Here is a 23,391-nt window from a genome sequence, read left to right on the forward strand (position 1 = left end):
TACGTCACTGTTACAATTCCTCCCATTCCTTCTTTCAGCGCAAACGTTACTGAAGGTACATTCCCGTTAACAGTCCAGTTCACTGATGAGTCTCAGTATGCTGAGTCTGTTGAGTGGAATTTCGGAGACGGAAGCAGTTCAACTGACCTGAATCCTGTTCATACCTATTCGGAAGCTGGTCTGTATACCGTTTCCCTGACCGCCACAGGAAACAATACTTCAGTTTCAAAAACCTTTGACGATTACGTCACTGTTACAATTCCTCCCATTCCTTCTTTCAGCGCAAACGTTACTGAAGGTACATTCCCGTTAACAGTCCAGTTCACTGATGAGTCTCAGTATTCTGAATCTGTTGAGTGGAATTTCGGAGACGGAAGCAGTTCAACCGGCCTGAATCCTGTTCATACCTATTCGGAAGCTGGTCTGTATACCGTTTCCCTTACAGCAACGGGAAATGGAACATCCGTTACAAAAACCGTTGAAGACTGTATTAATGTTACAACTCCTCCTGTTCCTGACTTCAGTACCAACATCACTGACGGCACATTCCCGCTGACAGTCCAGTTCACTGATGAGTCTCAGTATGCTGAGTCTGTTGAATGGGACTTCGGAGACGGAAGCAGTTCAACTGGCCTGAATCCTGTTCATACTTATTCGGAAGTTGGTCTGTACACTGTTTCCCTTACCGCAACCGGAAATGGAACTTCAGTGACTAAAACCATTGATAGTTACATCAATGTGACCATTCCTCCAGTTCCTGCTTTCAGTGCAAACATTACTGAAGGACTTTTCCCGTTGACAGTTAAGTTCACTGATGAGTCTCAGTACGCTGAAACCCTTGAATGGAATTTCGGTGATGGGAATAGCTCAAATGAACTCAATCCGATCCATACATACTCTGCTGCTGGCCTGTATTCGGTTTCCCTGACTGCAACCGGCAACGGGACTTCCGTAACAAAGACAGTTGAAAATTACGTCAACGTCACCCTTCTCCCAATCCCTGATTTTGGCGCAAACGTGACCACTGGCCCTTATCCACTGACTGTGCAGTTTATGGATAATTCAAGCTATGCCGAATCAGTTGAATGGGACTTCGGGGACGGGAGCGGCTCAAATGAACGAAATCCTGTGCACACCTACGAGGAACGCGGCCTCTATAATGTCACTCTGGATGCAAGCGGAAACGGGACAACGGTAAATAAGACCGTTGAAGACTTCATCAATGTCACAATACAGCCCTTCCCTCCCGCAGCAAACTTTTCGGCAAGCCTTATCAGAGGCCCTGCGCCTTTGACTGTAAGCTTCACCGATGAGTCTTACAATGCCGTTTCCTGGGAATGGGACTTTGAAGGGGACGGGCAGGTCGATTACATCGGGAAAAACCCGGTCCATACCTATGAAACTCCGGGAAGCTATGATGTGACCCTGTACGTTTCCAACGCTTATGGAAATGATACGAAGGTTGTGGAGGACTGCATCAACGTCCTGGCACATCCGGTAATTTCAGAGAGGAATCTATCTAAAACAAGCGTTTATCCCGGTGAGGAATTTACTGTAAACCTTTCCGTTGAAACTGCCTGGGACCTCAGGGACCTTACCGTAGTCGAAGATATTCCTGCGGGCTGGGCTCTGATTCCCATAGACAACGCAGGCGCTGAATTCGACTCGTCCTCCAATAAATGGGTCTGGGAAAACTGTTCGACAGGCGAGTCCAGGCAGCTGATTTACACTCTGAAAGCTCCGTTTGATTCGGACTTTGGGATCTTCGAAATCAAAGGGAACGTTTCGGCAGAAGATTTGGTATCCATATCCGTTGAAGGTGAAAACGAGGTCACAGTCACCCCGATTGCTGACTATAACCCGAAAGCTCTGAAACTGCTGCACGTGGGAGACCCTGACCAGGAGTTCAACATCTCAACTCATATGCTCTGTAATTTCACCTGGTACGTGAACGGGAAAGAGTCCTCTGAAGGGAATGCGGAAAATAATGCTTATGCGTCTCTTGTCCTCTCCCCGGAAGCTCTCTGGAAAAATGGGGATTTCAAGAACAATTACACAAGTGTTGAAAACAGCAGTCTCTTTGCGGGCAAGTATGCCGTAACCACCAGAGTTTCAAACGACAGTGCTGCTATAAACCATACCTGGAATTTCATTATCACAGATTCCGCGGAAAGCAAAGAAAATATCAATAACACGGTAGTGCTGCCGGTCAGGGAAGTACAGAGGAACGAATCTGTGACCTTTGATTTCACGGAGGACCCGGACAATACCGGTGACAACAGCATCCTCGGAGTCTCTTTCAATGCTTCTTCAGCCGGAAATGTTTCCATTTTTGTCGAAGTCCTGAAAGATAGGGCGTCTGAGGTTTCAGAAAACCCTGAAGGTGATGTTTACCAGCACATGAACATTCACCTCAGCAACCATACGGTTATGAATGAGACCGGTTCCGACTCAAAGTTTATTGATTTCAGAGTCAGCAGGTCCTGGATGGAAAAAGTTGTTCCGGGTACTGTCCGGTTGAACAGATACCACGATGGGGAATGGCAGCTTCTTAATACCTGGGAGACCGGTTCAGATGCAAAATATTACTATTTCCGTGCAGAGACTCCGGGCTTTTCCCCGTTCTCCATAACAGGCGAGAATATCTCCACACCACCTGTCTCCACTCCACAGAGGGGAGGTCATGGGACCGGTTCGGCTACTATTGTTCCTGCTTCTTCGGCAGCTGAGGATGGAAATGTCAATGATGCCGGGAATGAAGATACGGACTCTGCTCTTTCGGGAGAATCTGATGATTCAGGAGAAAATAGTGCTTCGGGTTCAAGAGAGCTTGATGTTGACAAAGAGGGGCAGAACACCACGGAGCTTGATCAGGAAGGGGTCAGCGGGCAGGAAACCGGGCACAAGATCAGTTTCTCGATATCGATTCTGTTCTTGCTCCTTATTATAGGGGCATACCTGGTGTACCGGCAGACAAAAGAGAAAAAATAATTCGAATTTTAGTAGGAAGGAATTAATTCCTTCCTGACTTTTTTAGCCCTGAAAAATAATCCAGTTTTCAATGCATCATTCTTGGGAAGTCACTTATCAATAGTCACTGCACTCTGAAACTGTGTATTCCGTACTTTCAAGAATAGGCGTTTCCGGAAGCTTCCTTTCTATTCTGCAGATATTGAACACTGCATGGGGAATAAGGCATCCCCGGGTGCAGTCCATGGCGCATTCCTTAGTACATTCGAGGGAGCAGTCCGTTTGTCTTTCCATCTCCAGGGTGAGATTACTTTGATTCTCGGGCAGTCCCTGAAGAGGGAATTCCAGGTAGGTGAGTTCTTTGAATTTTTCGCAGGGGGTATCGATCTTTATGATAATCCTGTCTCCTTTCACCCTTCCCATTATCGTATGGCTAAAACCGCACATGCAGGAAGATACATTTATTTTTATCATTTTCAAAGCCCCTGCTATTTGATATGTTTTTAGAGTTTTCCTTTCAATATACTCCGCCGGTCATACTGTCTCTCTGAAGTCCGTTTACACTCAGAGCTGCGATGTTCTTGAAGTCTATTGCTTTTATCGGGCAGGCCCGTACGCAGCGCCTGCAGCTTGTCCCAAGGCAGTCCTGAGTCCTGCAGCTTGCAAAGAAACTTCCGTTTTTCTCGATGGTTACAAGGGCATTTTCCGGGCACTCCTCGTTGCAGCGCTTGCAGTAGAGGCAGCCTTCCACAGGGACTTCGAGGGTGATCCCCACGTCTTCTACGATCTCTACCGGGACATTTCCTGTTTCCTCGATATCTTTAGCTGCCCTTTTTTCCAGCACTGCATTCTCTACGGGTTCCGGGAGAGGGGGATATTTGTACATTCTCATGAACTTTTTGTACAGTTTCATGTTCATGCCCTCGGTCCAGTAGGAAAGTTCGCAGGTGTAGATGTTCTTGAAGGTCTCGCTGGTCGCCATCATCAGGTGGTCGGCTTTTATAGTTCCGGCAAGGGCGATGACCTCTTTGAGCCTGGACTCGTCCAGGAGGATTTCCCTGGCAAGGGCCATGGAAGTGTTTCCGAACTGTACGGCTTTTCTTGAGAAATCCGGGCAGGAGCCGATTTTCCTGGCTTTCTTGCAGTCCACGTATGTTCCGGTGGCTCCGGACATGTAGACGTTTTCGAGCTCTTCGAAGGTTACTCCGGCTTCCAGAATAAGTGCAAGCTGGGCTGCGTGGATTGCCCCTATAGCTTTTCCGGCTTCGGAAATATCTTCGCTGGTGATTTCTATGTCTTTTCCAAGGATCAGCTTCCCGTTGGGCAGTTTAGGGGGCTGCTCCATAAGGCCCGTTTCCATGGCAACTGCGATAACTGCAATTACGCCTGTACCGGTAATACCTACAGCTTCGATTTCGCCCTTCTCAAGGATTTCCCCAGTAACCGGGTTTACAAGGTCTCCGGTTTTGCTTTCCATCTTTTCATTCAGGACCGTAAGACGCCAGTATTCTCCTTCGGAGTTCACGTCTGAAATCGCACCGGGGCTTGCAATCATCCCGCAGCTGATTCCCTGCCCTTCTATGGCAGGCCCTGCAGCCGCACTGCCGGTGATGATCCTGTCCCCTACTTTTATTGCCATTTCTGCATTCGTGCCGTAGTCAGTGACAATGGAGACCTCTTTCTGGTTCAGGAAATCGGTTTCGATCATCATCGCCAGGGCATCGGCTCCTATCTCATGGGCGATAGCCGGAGGTACGGTTATTTCGCAATTCGGTAGGTCCAGAACACCTTTGAAAATTTCGGATGCCGGAAAGATCCTGGCACTCCTGTCCACATTCTCGACTCCAAGCCTTTTCTGCATGTTCTTTCCGGCAAAGGCGAGGTCTCTTATTTCAGAGTTCTGGAAAAGGGAAAGCTGGATTGGGTTTCCGCATACCACCAGTTTCTTAATGCTAGCTGGATCTGCATTCAGGGTCTCAATGATCTTCTTTACTGCGTCCAGTACGATATTGTTTGCAATATCTTCCCCTACTTCAAGGGCAAAGTCCAGGTGGTCGATCACATTGCCCCCCGGAAGAGGGTGCCTCATCGTCATTGCGGTTCTTACTACTTTTTTTGTTTCCAGGTCTATAAGCTGCGCTCTAAAGCCGCTGGTTCCCAGGTCAAGTGCGATCCCATACATTTTTCTTACTCCACTTGCAGCGATTGAAAATTCTTACTTCACTTGCAGCGATTGAAAATTGAAAAAAAATAAATTGGAGCCTATCCGCTGTATCAGGCTGTTATGGACTGGATATAATCCAGGGAGTGAAATGGGCTGCGCAGCGTTTTCACTATTATTTAATTTGTCTTTAACTAAGTTTTAGTCTTAAATGTATATAACATAATTCGGGGCTTGTCGTGAAGGGTCTTGATTTTAGCAGGGGTGCTGATTTTTGAGGGTGCATTGATTTTTCCGGGGGGTTGATTTCCGGAGGCCCTTCTTTTAAGGCATATACAACATATTTGTCAGTAAACTTCGTAAAAAAAGGATCGTAATAATAAAAACTTCTGATTTTTGCAATGTATTTCTTTTGCAATGTTATTTATTTTATAATGTTATCTATAATACTCGTTTCTCGCTTCAATAAGTGCTCTTATATTTTTTATAGGGGTCTTCGGGGCAATCCCGCAGCCAGGGGCAAGAATATCAATTCCTCCCTCCAGGCATCTTCTGGCTTCTTCTTCTATTTCTTCGCAGGTTCCGTTTAGCATTACTCCTGAAGAGGAAAGGTTTCCTATCAGGCTTGTTTTTCCCCCAACAAGTTTTTTTGCAGCTCGCAGGTCGGTTACTTTTTCTTCTATACTGATCCCCTGAAAACCGCATCTTGAAAGAGTTTTAAGGATAGAGGTTGAGTTCCCGCAGACATGTATGAGTTTTATTCCTTTTCCTGACCTGCAGAACCTTTCATACTCCGGTTTTATAAGGGCATCCATATGTCTGGGGTCAAGCGTGTCAGGCCCTGCTATCCCATCAACTATGCAGACAGCATCTACTCCGGCTTCGTAAAGCATTTCTGTGTATATGGAACAGACTGCTCTTGTGACTTCAAGGCATTCTTTTAATATTTCGGGCTTTTTAAGTGTCCAGGTAAGGAAATTGTACGTACCAATCAATCTTGAAGCAAGGGATGCCGGACCTTCCATACCTGCTATAAGTGGAACTTCTTCTCCTACTTTTTTCCTCAGGATGGAAGTCACATCAAAAATCAGTGGTATTCTTCCTCTTTCCGTAAAGTCTGAGGGAAGCTCAAGTTTTTCCGGCTCCTTTGCAAAAGGGTGAGACCCCGGAGAAGGCTGGATATCGTATCTTCCCTGATTAATCCTGCATCCCATGGCTTCCGAGAGCACAGTGAGGCAGAAAGGGTAGCGTACGGCTTCAAGGCCTGCAAAAGTGTGGGCTGAAAGTGCCAGAGCTGCCATCTTCTCCGCATCAAAGTGAGCCTCAGGCCATGCAGCTCCACTCTCTTTCATGAGTTCTACGGTCCCGGTCTGGGTAACCGATAGAGCTGGCACTTTATCCACAGCTTTTCCTGTCAGGGTATTCAGAAAACGGTCTCTCAGGTCTGGATCTGCCATTTAAACCTGCCATCAAAAATCCTTTTGTTACTTAAGCCTCATAATTGGCTTCTTCTGGATATTTATTACAGGCTGGATCACTTTTATATTTTTCAGTTAAAATATCTGTGTACAAATTATATAAATCCATGCAGAAATGCTTTTTCTGAAGACAAATATGCGCCTTCAGCCCATTCTTTTGCTATGGCAACAAAGCTTGTAAAAATAAGATTCAGAGAGTCTCACAAAACAAAGCTTGTAGAAAAGAGATTTGTGGATTAAAAGAGATTCATGGATTAAAAGAGATTCATGGATTAAAAGAGATTCATGGATTTATACAGGTGTTGAAGTGGATAGAATGAAACCCTGCCAGGAAACAGAGCATGAGAAAAAAGATCCCTGGACTGTCGGGTAACGTTGACGTTCTATTATCAATAATCGGATTTCTGCCCCTTTTCCTGCTCGGAGGATTCCTGCAGTTTCCGGGGCATGCCGATCTTTTGGAGGTTTTTCAGGATTGGCAGCACTTTTTCAGCTCTTAAAATGGCAACAGAGCTTGAACAGTGCTTCTTTCCTGATTTTTTTTTCGGCTCATTGCCCTCTCCTGCCTGGAGGTTTGAGGCTGAGAGCATTGAACCGTTTTTCCGTGGATTTAGACTTTACTTCTCCTAAGGCACGTTAAAATGGCAAATATGTGTTCTAGGGAAGTTTTTCTGGTCTACTCACTTTTTTGGAGATTGGATAACAATGCCTTTTGAGAGGGATGGGCATTGTCATCAGCGTGATATTTTACCTTGTAATTCAGGACTTCGTGTGGAGAGAGTGTGGAAATCCCATTGAATTCTATTTTCTTTGAATTCTATAGGTTTAACTGAATGTGTGACTATTTAATTTAAAATATGGGGTTTTGACTTAATGTGTGGATATTTTATTTGAATTATTTATCTGTGATCTAATGTATGGAGATTTGACTTAATGTATAAAGATTTCGCTGGATTTATTTTTCGGAATATGCAGAATTAATTTCACTTATACAAGTGTCATTCTTAATAAGGCCCGGAAAGCTTCCGGAAATACATAAAGTTTCATAAAAAAGAGGACGGACAAAAATGCCCGTCCCCTCAAACAGCAATTTTTACATTGCCTTTTTTGACCGGGTAATATCAGTGGGTTTATCCCATGATCTTCTTGTAGAGTTCCGGACCGGTTTCTGCTACAGTGTAGGACTGGGCAGTTACTGTGTCACATGGACCTCTTGGTGGGACTTCACAACCGGTTGCAATCACGTACTTGGACTGCATTCCATTCTCCTTGAGAGTGTTCAGGACGCTCTTCTGGAGGTCAATTGTTTCGTTCCTGATCTTTGTGATGTTTTCGGGGCTGTTGTCCATGAATGCGATCGGACTAACTTCTCCACCGAACATGACATCTTTGCCGTAGTTCTCAATGAGGTACTTGTGGTCCTTGGAGCCTTTGTTCACCTGCTCGGGGTAGTAGGTGTAGCTGTAGTACTGGGTGTTCCACTTGCTCATAAGGTCCCAGTGAGGGGCATCTGCACAGTTGTGGATAACCATTGGCTTGTTGTACTCCTTGTAGAGTGGGGCGAAGACGTTCTGCAAGGCCTTTCCTTCGGTCTTCATGTATTCGTCTGCGCCGAGGATGATGTTGTTGGTCCACAGGGTTACCAGACAGAGGTTGTCGGGCTGAGCTTCCTCGAACATCATCTTGGCCATTTCCTTACAGTACTCGGTGGTCTGGTCAAGGGCTTTGAGGACAACGTCAGGGTTGGTCCTGAGGTCAGAGAGGACACGGGTTGCTCCCATGATCTGGGTCAGGGCTACCATTGGGCCTTCGAAAAGGGCTGTGATAGGTGCATCAATTGCCTTTGCCTTCTCGGTTGCGAGTTTGTTACCCTGAATAAGGTTGTATGCACGGGTGCCTTCCTTGATTTCGGGGATTTCCATGGTTTCGTAGTCTTCAAGGTGACCGGTTGCTGCAGGGGTGTCTTCTTCAGGGACTCTGATGGTTGCACCGAAGTCGCTTGCGACAACACAGAGGTCAGTAAGGCCTACGAAGTTGTCAATGTTGAAGTACTTGGTACCTGCGACTGCACTGGCTGCATACATTTCTGCCTTGGTGGAGTAGTCTGCATAGGTGCAGGGTACAAATTTCCTGGAGAGACCGCAGATGAGAGGTGCTACAGGGAGTCTGTCGACCTTCTTGTCCTGGAAAGCGGAGACGAACCTTTCCTTCTTGGTCATGGTCTCATTGAACTTGGGTACAACGGAGTCGTACTCTGCGAGGATCTTCTCTGCGGTGATGAGCCCAACGTCGATGTCTTCCTTGGTGCCCTTCTGTGCGAGGATTTCCTTGTACTTCATCTTGCTTGCTGAAACTGAGGCTTCGCTCCATGTATCGGCAGGAAGTGCGCTGAGGAGGGAGGCAAGTTTTTCGACTGCTCCGCTTGCGTCACCGGCTGTGCCATCTGCTCCGATGGATTCTGCGTATTCCCTGGAAATGGGTGCGCCGCCGACCATGACTACGAGGGAGTCCCTGAGGCCTGCTTCCTGAAGCTGTTCGATAACAGTTTCCATGCCGCCCATGGTGGTGGTCATCAGGGTGCTCATGGAGATTGCAACTGCCTTATTTTCCTTTGCAGTTTCTGCGAATTTATCGAGTGGGACGTCGACACCGAGGTCAATTGCATTGTAGCCTGCAGCGGTGATCATTGTCTTGACGAGGTTCTTACCGATGTCGTGCACGTCACCTTCAACAGTACCAACGACGACGTTCCTTGGAACAGCGGTTGCGTCAGTCTTTATGTGAGGGGTCAGGATCTCCATACCTGCATACATTGCATCTGCTGCGAGCAGAAGGCTGGGGACGAAGGCTTCTCCCTTCTCGTACATGTCACTGACCACGTTCATGCCCTTTGCGAGACCATCAATGATCGCTTCATATGCGTCGACTCCTTCGTCAAGAGCTTTCTGTGCGAATTCTTCTGCAAGGTCGTCGTCTCCTTCGACGACAGCATCCATTAAAGCGCTTAAAATTTCTTCTTTTGCCATATTAAACCTCCATTTTTCAGGATTAGATATGCCAGATCCTGGCATCCTGTTTTTACTGCTTCGGGCAGGATATCCAAAGGATTCCTGTCCTTAATTTTTCCATAGAGCTACTGATACCTATCCAGTACCTGATGCCTATCCAGTAGCTATTTCTCCAACCTAACGATCTTTCGTCAGTATGCCTGAAAATAGCTGCTCTTCCATCTCCGGATGGTCATCTTTCTACTATGGTTGTTTACATTCTGATAGTATTATTCAATATTATATAGCATAGCCGATGCTGTTTTTGTCTAATCTGCAAATATTTTGTCGTGCTCTTATTTTTTTGCCTTTCCTGTTTTGCGGGTATGTTTAAGTTTTCAGCTGCTCCCTTTTCAGGATGCCTTATTCTCTGGTAAAGGAGCCCTTTCAGGAAGGGCCGGAAAATTTGTAAAGGAGGGCTTTCAGGGAGAGCAGGGAAATTGTTCAATCAGGACATTTTGGAGAAAAAGAAAATTAGTAAATGAGAGCTTTTGGTGGAGGGGTGAAAAAAGTTTTTCTCGCTGAATTGCCAGGTTCAAAAAAACAGATGCCTTCAAAAATAACTCTACCTCGAAATATTTGAGGGTATTGTTTTTGTGCATGACTCAATCTTTATTGAGCAGTGATATTAATTCTGTGAAATTAATTCCATGATATTAATTCTGTGAAATTAATTCCATGATATTAATTACAGTGGAGGATGGAAAACTTCCGATTGCATTGAAGTTTCTGATGATTTTCAGGAAAAAAGAGGAAAAAGTCACATAAAAGCAAGTGAAAACTATCTATTTGGGATGGTTGGCGGAGGCACAAATAATCAGCTCCTGGGGGTTGCAGCTGAATGCACCGCCTTTTTTGTTTAATTTACTTTTTCCGAAAGTCCTATGTAGTAATCAGCAAGTTCGTTTCCCCATTCAATGGCACTGCTGTTGAAACTCATTATATTTCTGTGATCAAACTCTCCTTCCTTTCCGAAGAGTTTCAGCATCATAAATTCATTTGAAATTATGAAGGAAGAAGGCTTTATTTTTCCCCTGTAAATATAGAGTGAAACATTGTTTTCAAGCAGCAAGTTGTATGTGTCCTTAAAATCATTTTTCAGTCTTACGTATACTTTTTCATCCAGAATCAGGTCCACTTTTGCTCCGTTCTTTGCACAGGTTGCCTGAATTGAAGGGCATTCGGGGCAAAAGAATGAGTAAAAGCTCCTTAACTTCTCGGACCTGGCTAACATTTCTTTCAGGTCTTTTGGGAATTCAAAGAGGTGATCCAGGTCAGGCTCATCCAGTTTGCATTTTCCAAGCATATGTATTTTCTTCATCAGATGCTCAGGGATTGGCCTTCTGTCGTGCTTTGACCAGTAATTGTTGTTTCCTTCAAAAACCTGAAGGAGACCAGTTAAGGGCAGCATTTTTTCAACAATTATTTTTCCTATGTCTGAGAGTTCGTAGGTGTCCCTTTTCTGGATAATGACATCCATGTCTTTCAACTTTTTTAGCTGTGGCATTATAGAAAATACGTCTCCATGAAGTCCTTCTTTGATTTCATCGGCGCTTTTTGGTCCATTTGCCAATAGGATCAGAATTTCCTTCCTTTTTTCAGAAAAAAAAATTAAATCTATAAGTCCTGTCATAATATCAACTTCTAGCCTCGTACCCCGGGACACTATAAAAAGTAATTCCTCTCAGCATTATAGTCCTTTTTATACCGCAGCGATTAAGAATCGCCATTGACCGGGCAGTTCCTGAACCAGTCGAATTATATTTTAATCTCCGGATGTGGCAGATTTCAACTGCAACAACAATAGCAATCATCAGGGCAACGGTATTTTTCCTCAACTTTGGGACTAACTCCATATAACATAATTTGAGGTTTCACACGAAGGTCTTCGGTTTTACAGGGGGATTTTGATTTTATAGGGGCCTGTTTTTTCCAGGGGTATGTTTTTCAGATCACTTCTATTTCTCAGGGATCTATTCTTCTTATCCTATCTCAGGAGTTTTGCCTTCGATAATAAAGGAAGATTTAAAAGAAGATTACAAAGGAAGATCACTGAGCCGTCTTCCCTGAGGGGTTTTCTGGATATATACTTTTCTTTCCCGGAGGCACCTTAAAATGGCAAACCTGTACCCTCCAGGAAAAGTATTATATGTTCTTTTTTCCGGCCTGACTTTCTATTTAGGGCTTGTTGGTGTTTTTAGCTCACTTGCCATGTCTTTTCCCCGTTTGCTGCAATCCCTGCCGTTTATTTCCCGGGAAACTACTCCTATCTTCTGCATTCCAGTGCCAAAACTCGCTCTTCCAAAATACGTTCTTATGCCAGTTTTGCGGTTGTTCCTACACCGAGTCCAACCAGGCGGGTTTCCAGTGGGGATTTTCCAATGCTTCCCACATCATTCTTTTTCAGGTCGAATTCCACGTTGCCCATATCGAGGCCGTAACTGTCCATATATTCCGAGACCAGCCTGTGGCTGAGCTTAAGCCCGTAATCCAGGGCTTCTCCGTAGTCCTCAAAAACTTCTTTTCCAAGCTCAGAGAAAACCGAATATGCTGCATTTCCTGCGGCAGTCGGGCGGATAAGGACCTCTGTCCTGTGGATTACTTTTCCTACAAGAGCGCCAACGGCATTTCCGACCTCATGGAATGCAGGAATCCGGATCTCCGCATCCACTGCTTCATTCAGCTCTTTAAGGTAGGCTCTCACCGGAGCTCCTACAAGTACCACCGGGACCTTTATATGGAATTTAAGGAAAGCCTCCTTTCCTATCATCTTTTCAACGTCTTCTTTCTTCAGATCGTCTGCAAAGAAGGAGACCAGTTCAAGGGTGAGTTTTCTTACGACTTCAGCTTTAACCTGGGCTGAAAACTCTTCCGCTCCTTTTTTGAGATTCTTTCCCAGGACTTTAGCGCCTATGAAGGAAGCTCTCCCGTCCCATCTTAAATATTCCCCGAGCACATGCAGGGCATCGGTTGGGGTAAACCCTATCTGGCTTACGTGCCTTTTTCGGATTAAGTTCTTCAAAGTTCCTGCGAACATAAGCGGATGTTTTCCAATCCTTTCCGAGATCTCGAATACCGAAAGAGGCTCTGTCCCCAGGTGTTCGATTATTGCAATCTCATCTTCTTCAAGCTCCCCGCTAAGAAGCTCAGGGGAATTCACCCCGTTCCTTATGAAAAATGAGGTTGGCTGTATAATCTCATCCATAATGCTTTCTTTTGGAGTGTCGGTTTTTTCGAGTTTCTCCAGAATCTCCGGAAACTCTGAAGCGGCCAGGCAGAGAGGGATCACCCTTGTGGGCCCCAGGTAGGTTTTTCTCTTAATCCAGACCAGGCTGTCTCCTCCAAGGGCTGAGGTATCCATCCTGATCGCTTTTACCATTGTTTTCCAGCCTCCTACTTTTGCCCCAGTATCGCTGATCTCGGGAATGCCTCTGGAAATCATGGCAATATCGGTACTGGTGCCTCCCACATCCACTGTCACGCAGGTGTCCAGGCCTGTCAGGTGGGCGGCTCCCACAAGGCTTGCAGCGGGTCCGGAAAAGATTGATTCTACAGGCTTTTGCAGGGCTTCTTCGATGCGGACCAGGGACCCGTCGCATTTCATCATCATCAGGGTTGCCTTTATCCCCTTTTCTTCCATTACAGCCTGGACGGATTTGATAAACTGCTTGCTTACCGGGATCAGTTCGGCGTTCAGGAGAGCTGTCACAGCCCTTTCGTAAGCCCCAAGGCTCATGGAAAGCTCGTGCCCGCAAACAACAGGCATGTCAGTTATTTCCTGAATTAATTCCTTGACCCTGAGTTCATGTTCCGGGTTCCTGACTCCAAAATAACCGGAAACTGCAAAAGCAGCTACTTTGTTCTTTATCTGCCTTACAAATTCTTTTACGGTTTCCAGGTCTTCAAGAGGAGCAATTTCGTTTCCATCGGAATCGTGGCCTCCTCCTATTGATATTACATAATTGCTGGCAAGTTTTTTCGGGATAGTGTGCCCTATAAGGATCAGCCCTGCAGGGTAGCCTTTACCCTCAAGAGTGGTATTGGTAGCAAGAGTTGTAGAAACAGAAACGAATTTTATCCTTTTCAGGTCATCCGGGTTCAGCCCTTCAATTGAATTCTTTATTCCCCTTATAAGGTCAGGATAAGTTGTAAGCGCTTTATTCGACTCGATAACGGTTCCGTTTGACATATCCATAATAGCGGCATCGGTATATGTTCCACCAGTATCAATGCCCAGTCCCAGATACATTACATTCCTCCTCTGCAACTTCTATGGCTGGTCTTCTCTCATCTACTTCAGTCCCTGTCTCTAACATTTCTAGCCAACCTTACCTCTGCTTTCTCACAACCCTGAGAGCCCGACATAATTTCAAAGGCAAAAACCTTTTTCAAAAAAGATCTTACAGTTTTTACTTTGCGGCTTTTATAATGGAAAAGGATGGAGAAGACCCAATCGTCTTAACTCCACCCTTCTGGAGGTTAGAATATGGTTTTTACTTGCTTGTGGATGTTTTTCTGTTTTTTCTGGATTTTACAGGTTTTATGGAGATTTCTCTTATTTTAGGCTCTGAATTCTATTATTAAACATTCTGTCCAGATTTTAATCGAAATGGGGGAGGTGATCTCACCCCATTACGGAGAGTTTACCCCATTATCTGTTTCTGAAGTTCCGGGCCAAGCTCCTTTACGGTGTTAACCATTGCCTGCACGGTTGTCAGGGGGCCGCCTGGTGGGATTTCACAGCCAGAAGACATAACATACTTGGACTGCAAACCGTTCTCCTTCAGCACAGGGAGTGCGTTCTGGAGCAGGACCTTTGTGTCGTCCTTTACCTTCTGCACACCGGCTGCCGATCCGTCCATGAATTCAACAGGGTTAACTTCTCCCATCATACAGCAGGTGTCTCCATATTTGGGGATGAGGTCTGCATAGTTCTGGGATCCCTTTTCCCTGGATTTCTCATAGTAGGCATAGCTGTAGAGGGCGGTGCCGAATTTCTTGATCTGGGTCTCAAAGTGCACTGCGTCAGCACAGTTGTGGATAAGATACGGCTGGTTATACTGCTTAAAGAGCGGTATGTGCTGGTCGTAGACGAACTTTCCGTCGAATTTCCAGTAGTCCTGTTCACTCATAATCACATTGTTTGACCAGAGGTTGTCGATACAAAGAGCGTCACAGGCTCCTTCACTGAAGAAGAGCTCTGAGAGCTGGCAGATGTAGTCGGTACACTTCTGGACAGCTTCAAGGACAACATCCGGCTGGGTCTTCATGTCCATGAGTACGCGGTCTGCACCCATCAGCTGGGTAAGGGTAAGCAATGGGCCTTCGTGGAACCCGATGAAGGGGGTGTTGAGTTCCTTGTTGAGTTTTTCCTTTGCCATCTTTGAGGCCATGACCAGTTCGTAGCCGCGGGTGCCTTCCTTAAGTTCGGGGACCTCAATCTTCTCATAGTCTTTAATGTGCCCTTCGGAGGACGGGGTGTCGTCTTCGGGGTATTTGATCTTACATCCGAAGTCAGCGGATGTAGCTGAAAGGTCGGCAAGGCCCACGAACATGTCCAGGTCCAGGTACTTTGAACCAAGGAATGCGCTCTGGGTGAAAGCTTCTGCGTTTGTGGCATAGTCCCTGTAGTTGACTCCGGCAAACTTCCTGAGCACACCACAGGCAAGCGGGTAGACAGGCAGGCGGTCGACCTTCTTGTCGGACATGGCGGATACGGTCCTGTCGATGTGGGTCATTTCCTCCTTGCTCTTTACACCGATGCTTTCGAATTCTTCCTTGATCTTGTTTGCAGTTTCAAGCCCGATGTCGACCTTTTCGGAGACTACCTTCTTTGCAAGGATTTCCCTGTATTTGATCTTTCCAAGGTTGACCTTCACTTCGCTCCACCTTGCGTCTTTGGGCTCAAGTTCTTTTATGGCTTCGGATGCCCAGGCGCTTGCGTGCATTGCATCAGGGTGGGTTGAGTCAGCCCCGATTCCTGTGGCATACTCTTCGGAAACAGGGGCACCTCCTACCATTACAACCATGGAGTCGCGTATGCCTTCTTCCTGGAGGATTTCAATGACCTTTTCCATATTGGTCATGGTTGTGGTCATCAGGGCACTCATTGAGATCAGGTCGACTTTGTTCTCTTTTGCGGTTTCGATAAACTTCTCGATCGGGACATCTGCTCCCAGGTCGATCATTTTGAAACCACCGGCACTGAGCATCGTCTTTACGAGGTTCTTTCCGATGTCGTGCACGTCTCCCTCAATGGTTCCTATAACACCCACTGCCTGTAGGCCTGATTCTGCTGCCTTCATGTAAGGGGTAAGGATGTCCATACCTGCATACATTGCGCCAGAGGCAAGGAGCAGGTTGGGTACGAAGGCTTCTCCCTTTTCATACTGGTCGCTGACAATTGCCATTCCTCTTGCCAGCCCATTGACGATCGCGTTGTAGGGATCAACGCCGTCATCCAGTGATTTCTGTGCAAGTTCTTCTGCAAGGTCGTCGTCTCCGTCGACGACAGCTTCCGCTAATTGGTTTAAGATATCTGCTGCCATAAAAAAACTTCCTCCATTTTTACAGTTATTCCCTGGTTAACAGTAAGTAGCTCAATTAAGGCTCATTGCTCAGTAAGCCTCTGTATGACTGTTAACTTCCAATGATACATTTACTGCAAAACATATAACATAAACGCAGAGATTTGATTAACGCAGTTAACATCTCTCTTGATGCTTAATTCTGCTAATTCTCCTGATATTATAAATCCCTCTGATCCAGTACTATTTCCTGATATTGTTAACCTTCATGATCTCGTTGTTTGACCCAATTTTACGGAGTTGCCTGATCTCGTGTGGTACTCTCATTTTATCAGGGGCTCTCATCTGATCAAAGCCTTTGATCACATCGGGGGATCTGATCAGCCGGGAAGGGGGATCTGATAGGTCAGGATATAATGGAAAAACAATGAACTCTCTCAAAATGCGAGTCTCCAAACTTATCCAAAATCATGATAAATTAAAAAAGTAATAATAAAGGAACTCCCTTTTATTATGAGTCAAATCCAGATCTTAAGGAGGAGCGTTTTTGAATAAATGCATGAAAGTGTCCTTATTTCTGATCTTCATGTGCTGGGTTTTAAGTGCTGTTAGCGGTTGTGTGGCTCCCGATGGAGGCGAACGCTCCTCTGTCTCTGTTGAAGATATTGAAGTGATGTCTTTATCTGAAGAATATTCGACACCTGTCAGCGGAGAGACTGGAAATGTCCTGAATGTGACCGCCTACATTGTAAATGCAGACAAAGCGGATAGTTCGGCTCTTCTGATTCGGTTTAAATTAGAGGAGACTGACTCCGCTGAGCCGTCCTCCTCCCGCGAACTGGCAACAAAAAATGTAGAACTTGACTACATAAAAGGCAGGTCTATGCTTCCTCAGTCAGTACAGATAGCTGTTCCTGGTCCGGGAACATATCATGTTGAAGTCTCCGTTTTCGAAGAAGGAAAAGACCCTTCGCCTGCGCTTGGTATGGTGTTTTTCATTGGAGAAGAAGGGGAAGTTGGAACGTTCTGAACTGGAGTGAGTCAATGATTAAAAATCGGAAAACACTACTTCTTATCTCTGTTTTGCTGATCCCATTTGTATTATTTAGTGGCTTTATTTTTATGCTAACCTATTACGACCAGGCTTTTTACTCTTCAAATGGTGTTAATCTTGGCTCCCCCACATATTATACTCATGCGGTTTCCAGTGCAAAAGGAGCCGGATACGGCTATAGTATAAATGACGGGCCCGGCGGATTGCATCCCGGAGTTATTGAAGGGCTTGATCCGAGACTCGGTTCGGATTTTCGGGTAAACTCGATGGATCTTTACTATTCAAACTCTTCCTGGTTTTCAATATCTTTTTTGAATAATGGAGATTCAACCTTTTCCTTCTGGAATGAAGACCCCCTTGCAAAGTACAGACCGGAAGATCTTCCTGAGAGAGAATGGGTGGTCAAAAAATTCAAAATCATGTATGGTATGAATGAAAAGGAAATTGAAGCGTATCTCCCGGCAGAGAACTGGGGGGTAAATGACATCTTTTTCGAGCAGGTAACCATAACAAGATATCCTGATATCGCAGCAATCCGCAGACATCTCTTAGAGGAATCTACCAGTTCGACTTTTGATGCGGAAAACTCGGCAGGAGAAGGTGGAAGTACAGAAACATTCTACAATGGCAGCGAAAAAATAGGGTCTATAAGTTATTTTGTTCAGGCTGCAGAAATAAGTTTTAAGGAAGGTTCAAGCACTTATACGGTCCATATTGACAGGCTGGGGGGTGTGCGTCTCTATATCTCTCTCAGATCAGATAGTTCTGGAAAGAAAATTCCTGAAAAAGAGTACAGAGCCGTATTTAAAAGGATCTTCACAGACCTGGGGCTCCCTCCTGAAAAAGTCGATGAGGTTGAGTTCGAGTATGGCAAAGGTTTCTGGTGACAGGTATCTACAGTTTCCTTATTTTTTCCCTTTTTTAATAGACTGGGCGGATTTGTTAGTTAATTGATTGACTGGAATTTGTAGATGGTTAAGTGGATCGATAAAGAGGAGGCTGGAGATAATCGGTTTCGATCCACATACATCATATTCTGGAATGTTGTATTTCCTTATGGAGTACTGTATCTCTTCATGTGCTGTAGAGTTTAATTTCCTGATGAAGCTTTCAGGCTTTCTCAAATTCGATTTCTTTTATCTCCTTTGAATTTTTCATGTAATGCAAAAAGAGGTCTTCTCCCCATTTCAGGGCTGTTTTTTCCATACTCATCATTGCATGGTTGTGGTATATCCCGTTTCTATAGAAGAGGGAAAGAGCCAGAAAATGGTCTGTTACCACACTTGAGGCTACTTTTACAGGGCAGTCGCAGACGAAGATTTTTGCATTGTCTCTGTCCAGATATTCCCTGAGGGATGTGCTGTATTCCCTTCTCAGCCTTTCGAATACCGGCTTTGTGATTATCAGAGATACGTCAGTTCCTTTTTTCACCAGTTCAACATAGGTTGACTGGTAAGCAGGATTAAAATAAGAGGAAACTTCCATAACATGGGTTGACCTGGTCAGCTTTTCTTCGATTTTCTGGGGGATTTCATACATCCTGTCAAGGTCGGGTTCGATGAATTCGCAGTGCCCGAGGTCATCTATTCGGTCCAGAAGGGGGACAGGGATTGCGCTTATATTGTGGTTTTCCCAGTAATCCATATGCTCTGAAAACACGCCAAGGGTGTTCAGAAGAGGCCTCATTTTCTTAACTACCACCTTTCCGATATCAGAAAGTTTGTAAAGGTCGTCCTCATGAATGATAAGCCCCTGGCTGATGAGGATCTTGATCTGGGTCATAATCGCACTTGAAGTCACATTGAGTATGTTTTTTATATCTTCAATGTTTCGGGGTTCCTCCATCAGCAGCAAAAGAAGGTCTTTCCTTTTGTCCGAAAGGAAAAGAGTGCCCAGTAGTTCCAGTTTCATCGTAAATCTCCAGCCACTTTATTTGAACATTTTTCAACTTCGATTATATTTAATTCACATTTCCGGTTTCAAAGTTCTTTTTTGGAAGCCTTACATGCACCGTGGTTCCCGAACCTTCCTCGCTTTCTACCCAGATTTCCCCTTCATGGGCGTTGACAATGTTTTTACAGATATAGAACCCCGATTCAAGTCCCTGGTACCTGCGGGTCATGGAATCGTCAACCTGATAGATTCTGTGGAAAAGGTGGGGGATCAGTCTTTTATGGATGCCTGTTCCGCTGTCTTTTACGGTTATGTGGATGTTCTCTTCCTCCTCTATGGCTGTTACTTCCAGTGTCCCACCGTGAGGTGTGAACTTGATGGCATTGCCCATGAGAGTTGTGAAGAGGTCTGTCAATTTTTGCTTGTCGCCACGAATAGGCGGCAGGTTTGCAGGCAGTTCCTTTTCGACCTTCAGTTCTTTTTCATCTATCAGGAGTACCAGGTTAAGGTAAACATCCGAGAGTATCTTCTTTATCTCTACTTCGGCAAAAGAGTACTCGATCTTTCCTGCCTGTTCAAGGCTCAGGTAGAGCAGGGAATCCACCATCTGTTTCAACCGCTCCGAACTGTTGATTACGGCGTCTATAGCTTTCTGCTGCTGGTCTTCGATAGTCTCCATTGTCTCGAAATCCATAAGGTCGCTGTAATCTACCTTTATCTGGGGAAGGCTTTCAGCCATAAATTCCGCTTTTATCCTGTTAAGGGACCTGAGTTCATCATTGGCTTTTGACAGGTCTTCTGAATAGGATTTAAGGGCATCCTCAAGCTGTTTTCTCTGGATAAGCTGCCACATGCCCTGCATGAGAAGGGTTAGCTGGCGTAAGTCGGATTCATCATATGACTCATCCTTATTTCCAACTCCTGCAACTGCAACTATCCTGTCCCCGTCAAAAACCGGTACGTTCATATGGCGGGTAAGATGCACATGGTCTTTCGGATATCCCTTTTTCAGGGAACTCGGAGCTGTATAATCATTGGTTATAATGGGCTTGCGCTGCCGGATTGCCTCTCCCCAGATACCTGTTGTTTTTACCGGGTAGATAAAGCGCTTGTCTTCGATTGCACATTCTTCCATTGCGCTCTTTGACCAGGAATGCATAATCAGAGAGGTCTCATAGGCGTCCATAAAAGCGAGGTACCCGAGTTTGCTGCCTGTAAGCCTGACTGCCTCTTCGCGGGCAAAGTCTGTTATTTCTTTTAAGGAAGCCCCTGTCATCTGGTTAAGTTTTACAAGGGCTTCAAGCCGGGATTCGTTAAGTTTCTGTGCAGCTTCGGCTTTTTTGCGCTCGGTAATGTCCCTGGCAACCGAGAGGATCGTTTTCTTTCCGTCGTAATCAATAATTCTGGCGCTGACTTCAAGGGGGACAACTGTGCCGTCCTTGCAGACAGCTCCTGAGTTATATACCCTGGACCCCTCGCTCCGGATCTTTTTTAGATTTTCACGGACCGAGTCCCAGTACTCGGCAGGAATGATCTCTTCGGCTTCCATTTTCAGGATCTCTTCCTTCTCGTATCCGAGCCGTTTTACCACTGCCTGGTTTACGTCCATGTAATTTTTTCCTTCGGGCTCGCGGATGTACAGCTGGTCATTGATGTTGTTGAAGACGGTCCTGAATTTGTGTTCGGATTCTTTCAGGGTCTCTTCTGCCAGCTTATGCTCAACTGCAATGGCTGCTAGCTGGGCGTTTGTTTTCATAAAGTCCAGGTCTTCTTTTTCTGGCCTGTGCACTTCGCTGTAGTACATGGAAATAACACCAAGGACTTCTCCGGAGGATGAAACTAAAGGCTCTGACCAGCAGGCTTTCAATCTAGCCTCAGCTGCAAGCTCCTTGTATTCAGTCCAGTAGGGGTGTTCCATTACATTATCTACGGTTACCCTTTTTCTCAAGAAGGCTGCGGTTCCGAAGGAAGCCGCTCCAAAACCAATCTCGATTCCGTCAGTCCTCTGCCTGTAAAACTCAGGAAGTCCCGGAGCAACGCAGTAAAAGAGATGCTTTTTCTCCCGGTCAAGCAGCATTACCGAGCATATAGAGCCTGGTCTGATCTTTTCCATATTTTGAATAAGAAGGAGAAGCACTTCTTCGAGTGGAGCTCCTGAAGCCAGTTGCCCGAGCACCAGGTTCTGTCCTTTCACTATCTCTTCAGCAAGCTTGCGCTCGGTGATGTCCAGAACGATTCCCTGGTAATGGGTAATTTCTCCTTTTTCGTTCCTTTTGATGAGGGTCCTGTCATCTATGTATCGTACTTTTCCTGATTTTGTCAGGACCCGATGCTCCTAGGTGCAGTCCTTATATCCTTCTCTGGAAAACTTTGCCACTTCGGCGCGGATTCTTTCACGGTCTTCAGGGTGTATCAGGTCTTCAAACTTTATTTTTCCAGAGGTGAAATCTTCAGTGGTGTATTCCAGCTTTGTGATATTTTCAGAGACAAATTCAACGGGCCAGCCCTCTTCTGGCTTACACAGAAATACAAACACGGGGCTGCTCTTGATGATGTTTTTTAATTCATTCTTCTTTTTCAGCGCCTTTTGCATCGACTCTTCGGCCTTTTTGCGCTGGGTAGCATCGCAGAGAGTGCCCTGGTAATGGCTAACTTTTCCGTCTTCGTCTCTCCTGATCAGGACCTTGACCTCAGCCCAGCGCGTTTCTCCCGAAGCTGTCACTATTCTGTATTCCTGTGTCAGCTCAGTGCATCCCTTTTCCGAGCATCCGGCAATCTCAGATTTTACCCTTTCAATATCCTCAGGATGGACAATGTCAAGATACCGGATATTTCCGGAGATGAAGTTTTCAACTGCGTAGCCGAACTGCCAGACGTTTTCCGTGATAAGTTCCACAGGCCAGTTCCCTGTTGATTTGCACAAAAAAATAACTATAGGGCTGCTATTTATAAGCGATTCCAGATTTATATCGAATTGTTTCATCGATCCAATTCCTTCATTTTAATTTTATGGATTACCCATTTCCATGAACTATAGACTTGAAATGTTGACCTGTTCAGGGTTAAGGGAACAAACTCTACGTAAACCACTGGTTTTGAGCTACTATACTGTTAAGGGTACGGGATATACCTGCAAAAGTGCTTTAAGGCGGGTTTCCACTTCCATGGCTGAGTGCCCTGAGAATTTTCTGTTTTGGGACTCAGGAGTTGCCTGTATTTAAAAAACTGAGTTCTTTTCAAATAAAATGGAAGTACTGGCTTATTTATCTTTTTATTCTTTTATTTTTTTTATTTTTCATCTATACTTATATTAGCTTAAATTTCATTTCTTTTTATTTTCGATTTTTTTTTCTCTACTTCTCTTGTAATTCTCTTCAGTCTTTGATCAACCGGGATATTATTTTAAAACATCAACAATGTAAAGATGGACTGCCTGATTTTTCTTTACAACAACTTTATTTTCAGTAAGAATCTCTGAACAGCCCTTCTTTCTTGAGAAAAGACGTTTTCAGTTCCCAGTAAAGGGAGTTTATGGAAAGACGTATTTTTTTACAAACCCTGTTTTCTACACAAATTGTAGGTAATACCTTAAGCAATTCTATGTTTTTCTATGATTCATACTTAATCCTATATACTATACTTAGACGACAAAATCATGGTTTATTTCTTATTTTGAGCTTCGGTTTTCTGGATACATTTATATATCCCCCTTGTCTATATAGATTCTGTACGATTCATTAGTAACTCCTCAGGGGGCTTATTTATTACCAAGGATAAACGAAAAGTCCAGTTTACCGGAAATTCTACCTATATAGTGTCCCTTCCCATTAAATGGGTCCGAGATATAGGGATTGAGGCCGGAGACACACTTACTCTTACACCCATGCCTAACAAAACCCTGCTGGTTTCTTCCAGTGTGGTTTCAAAAGAACATTCTGCCCTTAAGGCAACTATAGATTACCTTCACTCCGATAGTGCGGAAAACAACCTGAGAATCCTTATTTCACATTATCTGGTAGGTTATGACGTAATCAGGTTGACCACTAAAAAGGGTTTCAGCGCCTATGACCGCAAGTTTATAAAGGACTCTGTGCGCCAGAAACTTATAGGTCTGGAACTTGTGGAAGAATCTAGAAACGAGCTTGTCTTCCAGTGCCTCCTGAACTACAACGACCTTCCTCTAAGCCGTGTAATCAAAAACATGTATGGGCTTGTTCTTTCCATGCTTGAGGACTCCATGACCTGTCTCTTATACACATCT

At 45.1% G+C, this 23,391-nt stretch carries 17 protein-coding genes; 5 read left to right on the plus strand and 12 right to left on the minus strand.

Annotation, left to right across the window (positions count from 1 at the left end):
* Window positions 1-2,991, plus strand: a 2,991-nt coding sequence (locus tag EO95_RS02345; protein WP_048131779.1) for a PKD domain-containing protein, incomplete at its 5' end; no start/stop codon positions are given.
* Between the two features lie 96 nt (window positions 2,992-3,087).
* Here EO95_RS02345 and EO95_RS02350 read toward each other — a convergent pair.
* From EO95_RS02350 to EO95_RS02395, 8 genes are all read right to left on the minus strand, one after another.
* Entirely contained in the window at window positions 3,088-3,444 is a 357-nt protein-coding gene (locus EO95_RS02350) for a DUF6951 family protein (RefSeq protein ID WP_048131782.1), read from the minus strand.
* Window positions 3,445-3,487: 43 nt separating this feature from the next.
* A complete protein-coding gene (locus EO95_RS02355) occupies window positions 3,488-5,152 on the minus strand; it encodes a methylamine methyltransferase corrinoid protein reductive activase (protein ID WP_048131784.1) in 1,665 nt (554 codons plus the stop codon).
* A gap of 416 nt (window positions 5,153-5,568) precedes the next feature.
* Window positions 5,569-6,588, minus strand: coding sequence for a methylcobamide:CoM methyltransferase MtaA (mtaA, locus tag EO95_RS02360; RefSeq protein ID WP_048131786.1), 1,020 nt, complete (start codon window positions 6,586-6,588; stop codon window positions 5,569-5,571).
* Window positions 6,589-6,998: 410 nt separating this feature from the next.
* Window positions 6,999-7,199 (minus strand): hypothetical protein, encoded by a 201-nt coding sequence (locus tag EO95_RS02370; RefSeq protein ID WP_048131790.1) that lies wholly within the window; start codon window positions 7,197-7,199, stop codon window positions 6,999-7,001.
* 540 nt (window positions 7,200-7,739) lie between these two features.
* A complete protein-coding gene (locus EO95_RS02375) occupies window positions 7,740-9,635 on the minus strand; it encodes a uroporphyrinogen decarboxylase family protein (protein WP_048131792.1) in 1,896 nt (631 codons plus the stop codon).
* A gap of 880 nt (window positions 9,636-10,515) precedes the next feature.
* Entirely contained in the window at window positions 10,516-11,229 is a 714-nt protein-coding gene (locus EO95_RS02385) for a winged helix-turn-helix domain-containing protein (protein ID WP_235282825.1), read from the minus strand.
* A gap of 64 nt (window positions 11,230-11,293) precedes the next feature.
* Window positions 11,294-11,494, minus strand: coding sequence for a hypothetical protein (locus EO95_RS02390; protein WP_048131796.1), 201 nt, complete (start codon window positions 11,492-11,494; stop codon window positions 11,294-11,296).
* Between the two features lie 476 nt (window positions 11,495-11,970).
* Window positions 11,971-13,905, minus strand: coding sequence for a hydantoinase/oxoprolinase family protein (locus EO95_RS02395; protein WP_048131798.1), 1,935 nt, complete (start codon window positions 13,903-13,905; stop codon window positions 11,971-11,973).
* A gap of 179 nt (window positions 13,906-14,084) precedes the next feature.
* Here EO95_RS02395 and EO95_RS17400 point away from each other — a divergent pair, with 179 nt between their 5' ends.
* Entirely contained in the window at window positions 14,085-14,240 is a 156-nt protein-coding gene (locus EO95_RS17400) for a hypothetical protein (RefSeq protein WP_156161221.1), read from the plus strand.
* Window positions 14,241-14,299: 59 nt separating this feature from the next.
* Here the strand turns inward: EO95_RS17400 and EO95_RS02405 are convergent, their stop codons facing one another.
* Window positions 14,300-16,204, minus strand: a complete 1,905-nt coding sequence (locus EO95_RS02405) for a uroporphyrinogen decarboxylase family protein (protein ID WP_048131802.1) — start codon at window positions 16,202-16,204, stop codon at window positions 14,300-14,302.
* 526 nt (window positions 16,205-16,730) lie between these two features.
* Here EO95_RS02405 and EO95_RS02415 point away from each other — a divergent pair.
* Together EO95_RS02415 and EO95_RS02420 are read left to right on the plus strand one after the other, a co-directional pair.
* Complete coding sequence (locus tag EO95_RS02415; protein ID WP_156163952.1) at window positions 16,731-17,213, plus strand: hypothetical protein; 483 nt, start codon at window positions 16,731-16,733, stop codon at window positions 17,211-17,213.
* Window positions 17,214-17,305: 92 nt separating this feature from the next.
* A complete protein-coding gene (locus EO95_RS02420) occupies window positions 17,306-18,124 on the plus strand; it encodes a hypothetical protein (RefSeq protein WP_156163953.1) in 819 nt (272 codons plus the stop codon).
* A 223-nt stretch (window positions 18,125-18,347) separates the two neighbouring features.
* Here EO95_RS02420 and EO95_RS02425 read toward each other — a convergent pair whose 3' ends face one another.
* From EO95_RS02425 to EO95_RS18130, 3 genes are all read right to left on the minus strand, one after another.
* Window positions 18,348-19,148: a winged helix-turn-helix domain-containing protein gene (locus tag EO95_RS02425; RefSeq protein ID WP_048131810.1), complete on the minus strand. Its 801-nt coding sequence runs from the start codon at window positions 19,146-19,148 to the stop codon at window positions 18,348-18,350.
* A gap of 49 nt (window positions 19,149-19,197) precedes the next feature.
* Window positions 19,198-21,324, minus strand: a complete 2,127-nt coding sequence (locus tag EO95_RS02430) for a GAF domain-containing protein (RefSeq protein WP_235282826.1) — start codon at window positions 21,322-21,324, stop codon at window positions 19,198-19,200.
* A 141-nt stretch (window positions 21,325-21,465) separates the two neighbouring features.
* Window positions 21,466-22,113, minus strand: a complete 648-nt coding sequence (locus EO95_RS18130; RefSeq protein WP_082098678.1) for a PAS domain-containing protein — start codon at window positions 22,111-22,113, stop codon at window positions 21,466-21,468.
* Between the two features lie 780 nt (window positions 22,114-22,893).
* Here EO95_RS18130 and EO95_RS02435 point away from each other — a divergent pair.
* Window positions 22,894-23,391: AbrB/MazE/SpoVT family DNA-binding domain-containing protein (locus EO95_RS02435; protein WP_156163954.1), on the plus strand; the 498-nt coding region annotated here is incomplete at its 3' end.

It is taken from the genome of Methanosarcina sp. 1.H.T.1A.1 (assembly GCF_000979295.1).
Lineage (GTDB): Archaea > Halobacteriota > Methanosarcinia > Methanosarcinales > Methanosarcinaceae > Methanosarcina.

What these genes read in the sequence shown, in the direction of transcription:
- EO95_RS02350 (WP_048131782.1), bottom strand. Translation starts at nt 3,444, where the DNA reads ATGATAAAAATAAATGTATCTTCCTGCATGTGCGGTTTTAGCCATACG.
- EO95_RS02355 (WP_048131784.1), bottom strand. Translation starts at nt 5,152, where the DNA reads ATGTATGGGATCGCACTTGACCTGGGAACCAGCGGCTTTAGAGCGCAG.
- mtaA (WP_048131786.1), bottom strand. Translation starts at nt 6,588, where the DNA reads ATGGCAGATCCAGACCTGAGAGACCGTTTTCTGAATACCCTGACAGGA.
- EO95_RS02370 (WP_048131790.1), bottom strand. Translation starts at nt 7,199, where the DNA reads ATGCTCTCAGCCTCAAACCTCCAGGCAGGAGAGGGCAATGAGCCGAAA.
- EO95_RS02375 (WP_048131792.1), bottom strand. Translation starts at nt 9,635, where the DNA reads ATGGCAAAAGAAGAAATTTTAAGCGCTTTAATGGATGCTGTCGTCGAA.
- EO95_RS02395 (WP_048131798.1), bottom strand. Translation starts at nt 13,905, where the DNA reads ATGTATCTGGGACTGGGCATTGATACTGGTGGAACATATACCGATGCC.
- EO95_RS17400 (WP_156161221.1), top strand. Translation starts at nt 14,085, where the DNA reads ATGGAAAAGGATGGAGAAGACCCAATCGTCTTAACTCCACCCTTCTGG.
- EO95_RS02405 (WP_048131802.1), bottom strand. Translation starts at nt 16,204, where the DNA reads ATGGCAGCAGATATCTTAAACCAATTAGCGGAAGCTGTCGTCGACGGA.
- EO95_RS02420 (WP_156163953.1), top strand. Translation starts at nt 17,306, where the DNA reads ATGCTAACCTATTACGACCAGGCTTTTTACTCTTCAAATGGTGTTAAT.
- EO95_RS02425 (WP_048131810.1), bottom strand. Translation starts at nt 19,148, where the DNA reads ATGAAACTGGAACTACTGGGCACTCTTTTCCTTTCGGACAAAAGGAAA.
- EO95_RS18130 (WP_082098678.1), bottom strand. Translation starts at nt 22,113, where the DNA reads ATGAAACAATTCGATATAAATCTGGAATCGCTTATAAATAGCAGCCCT.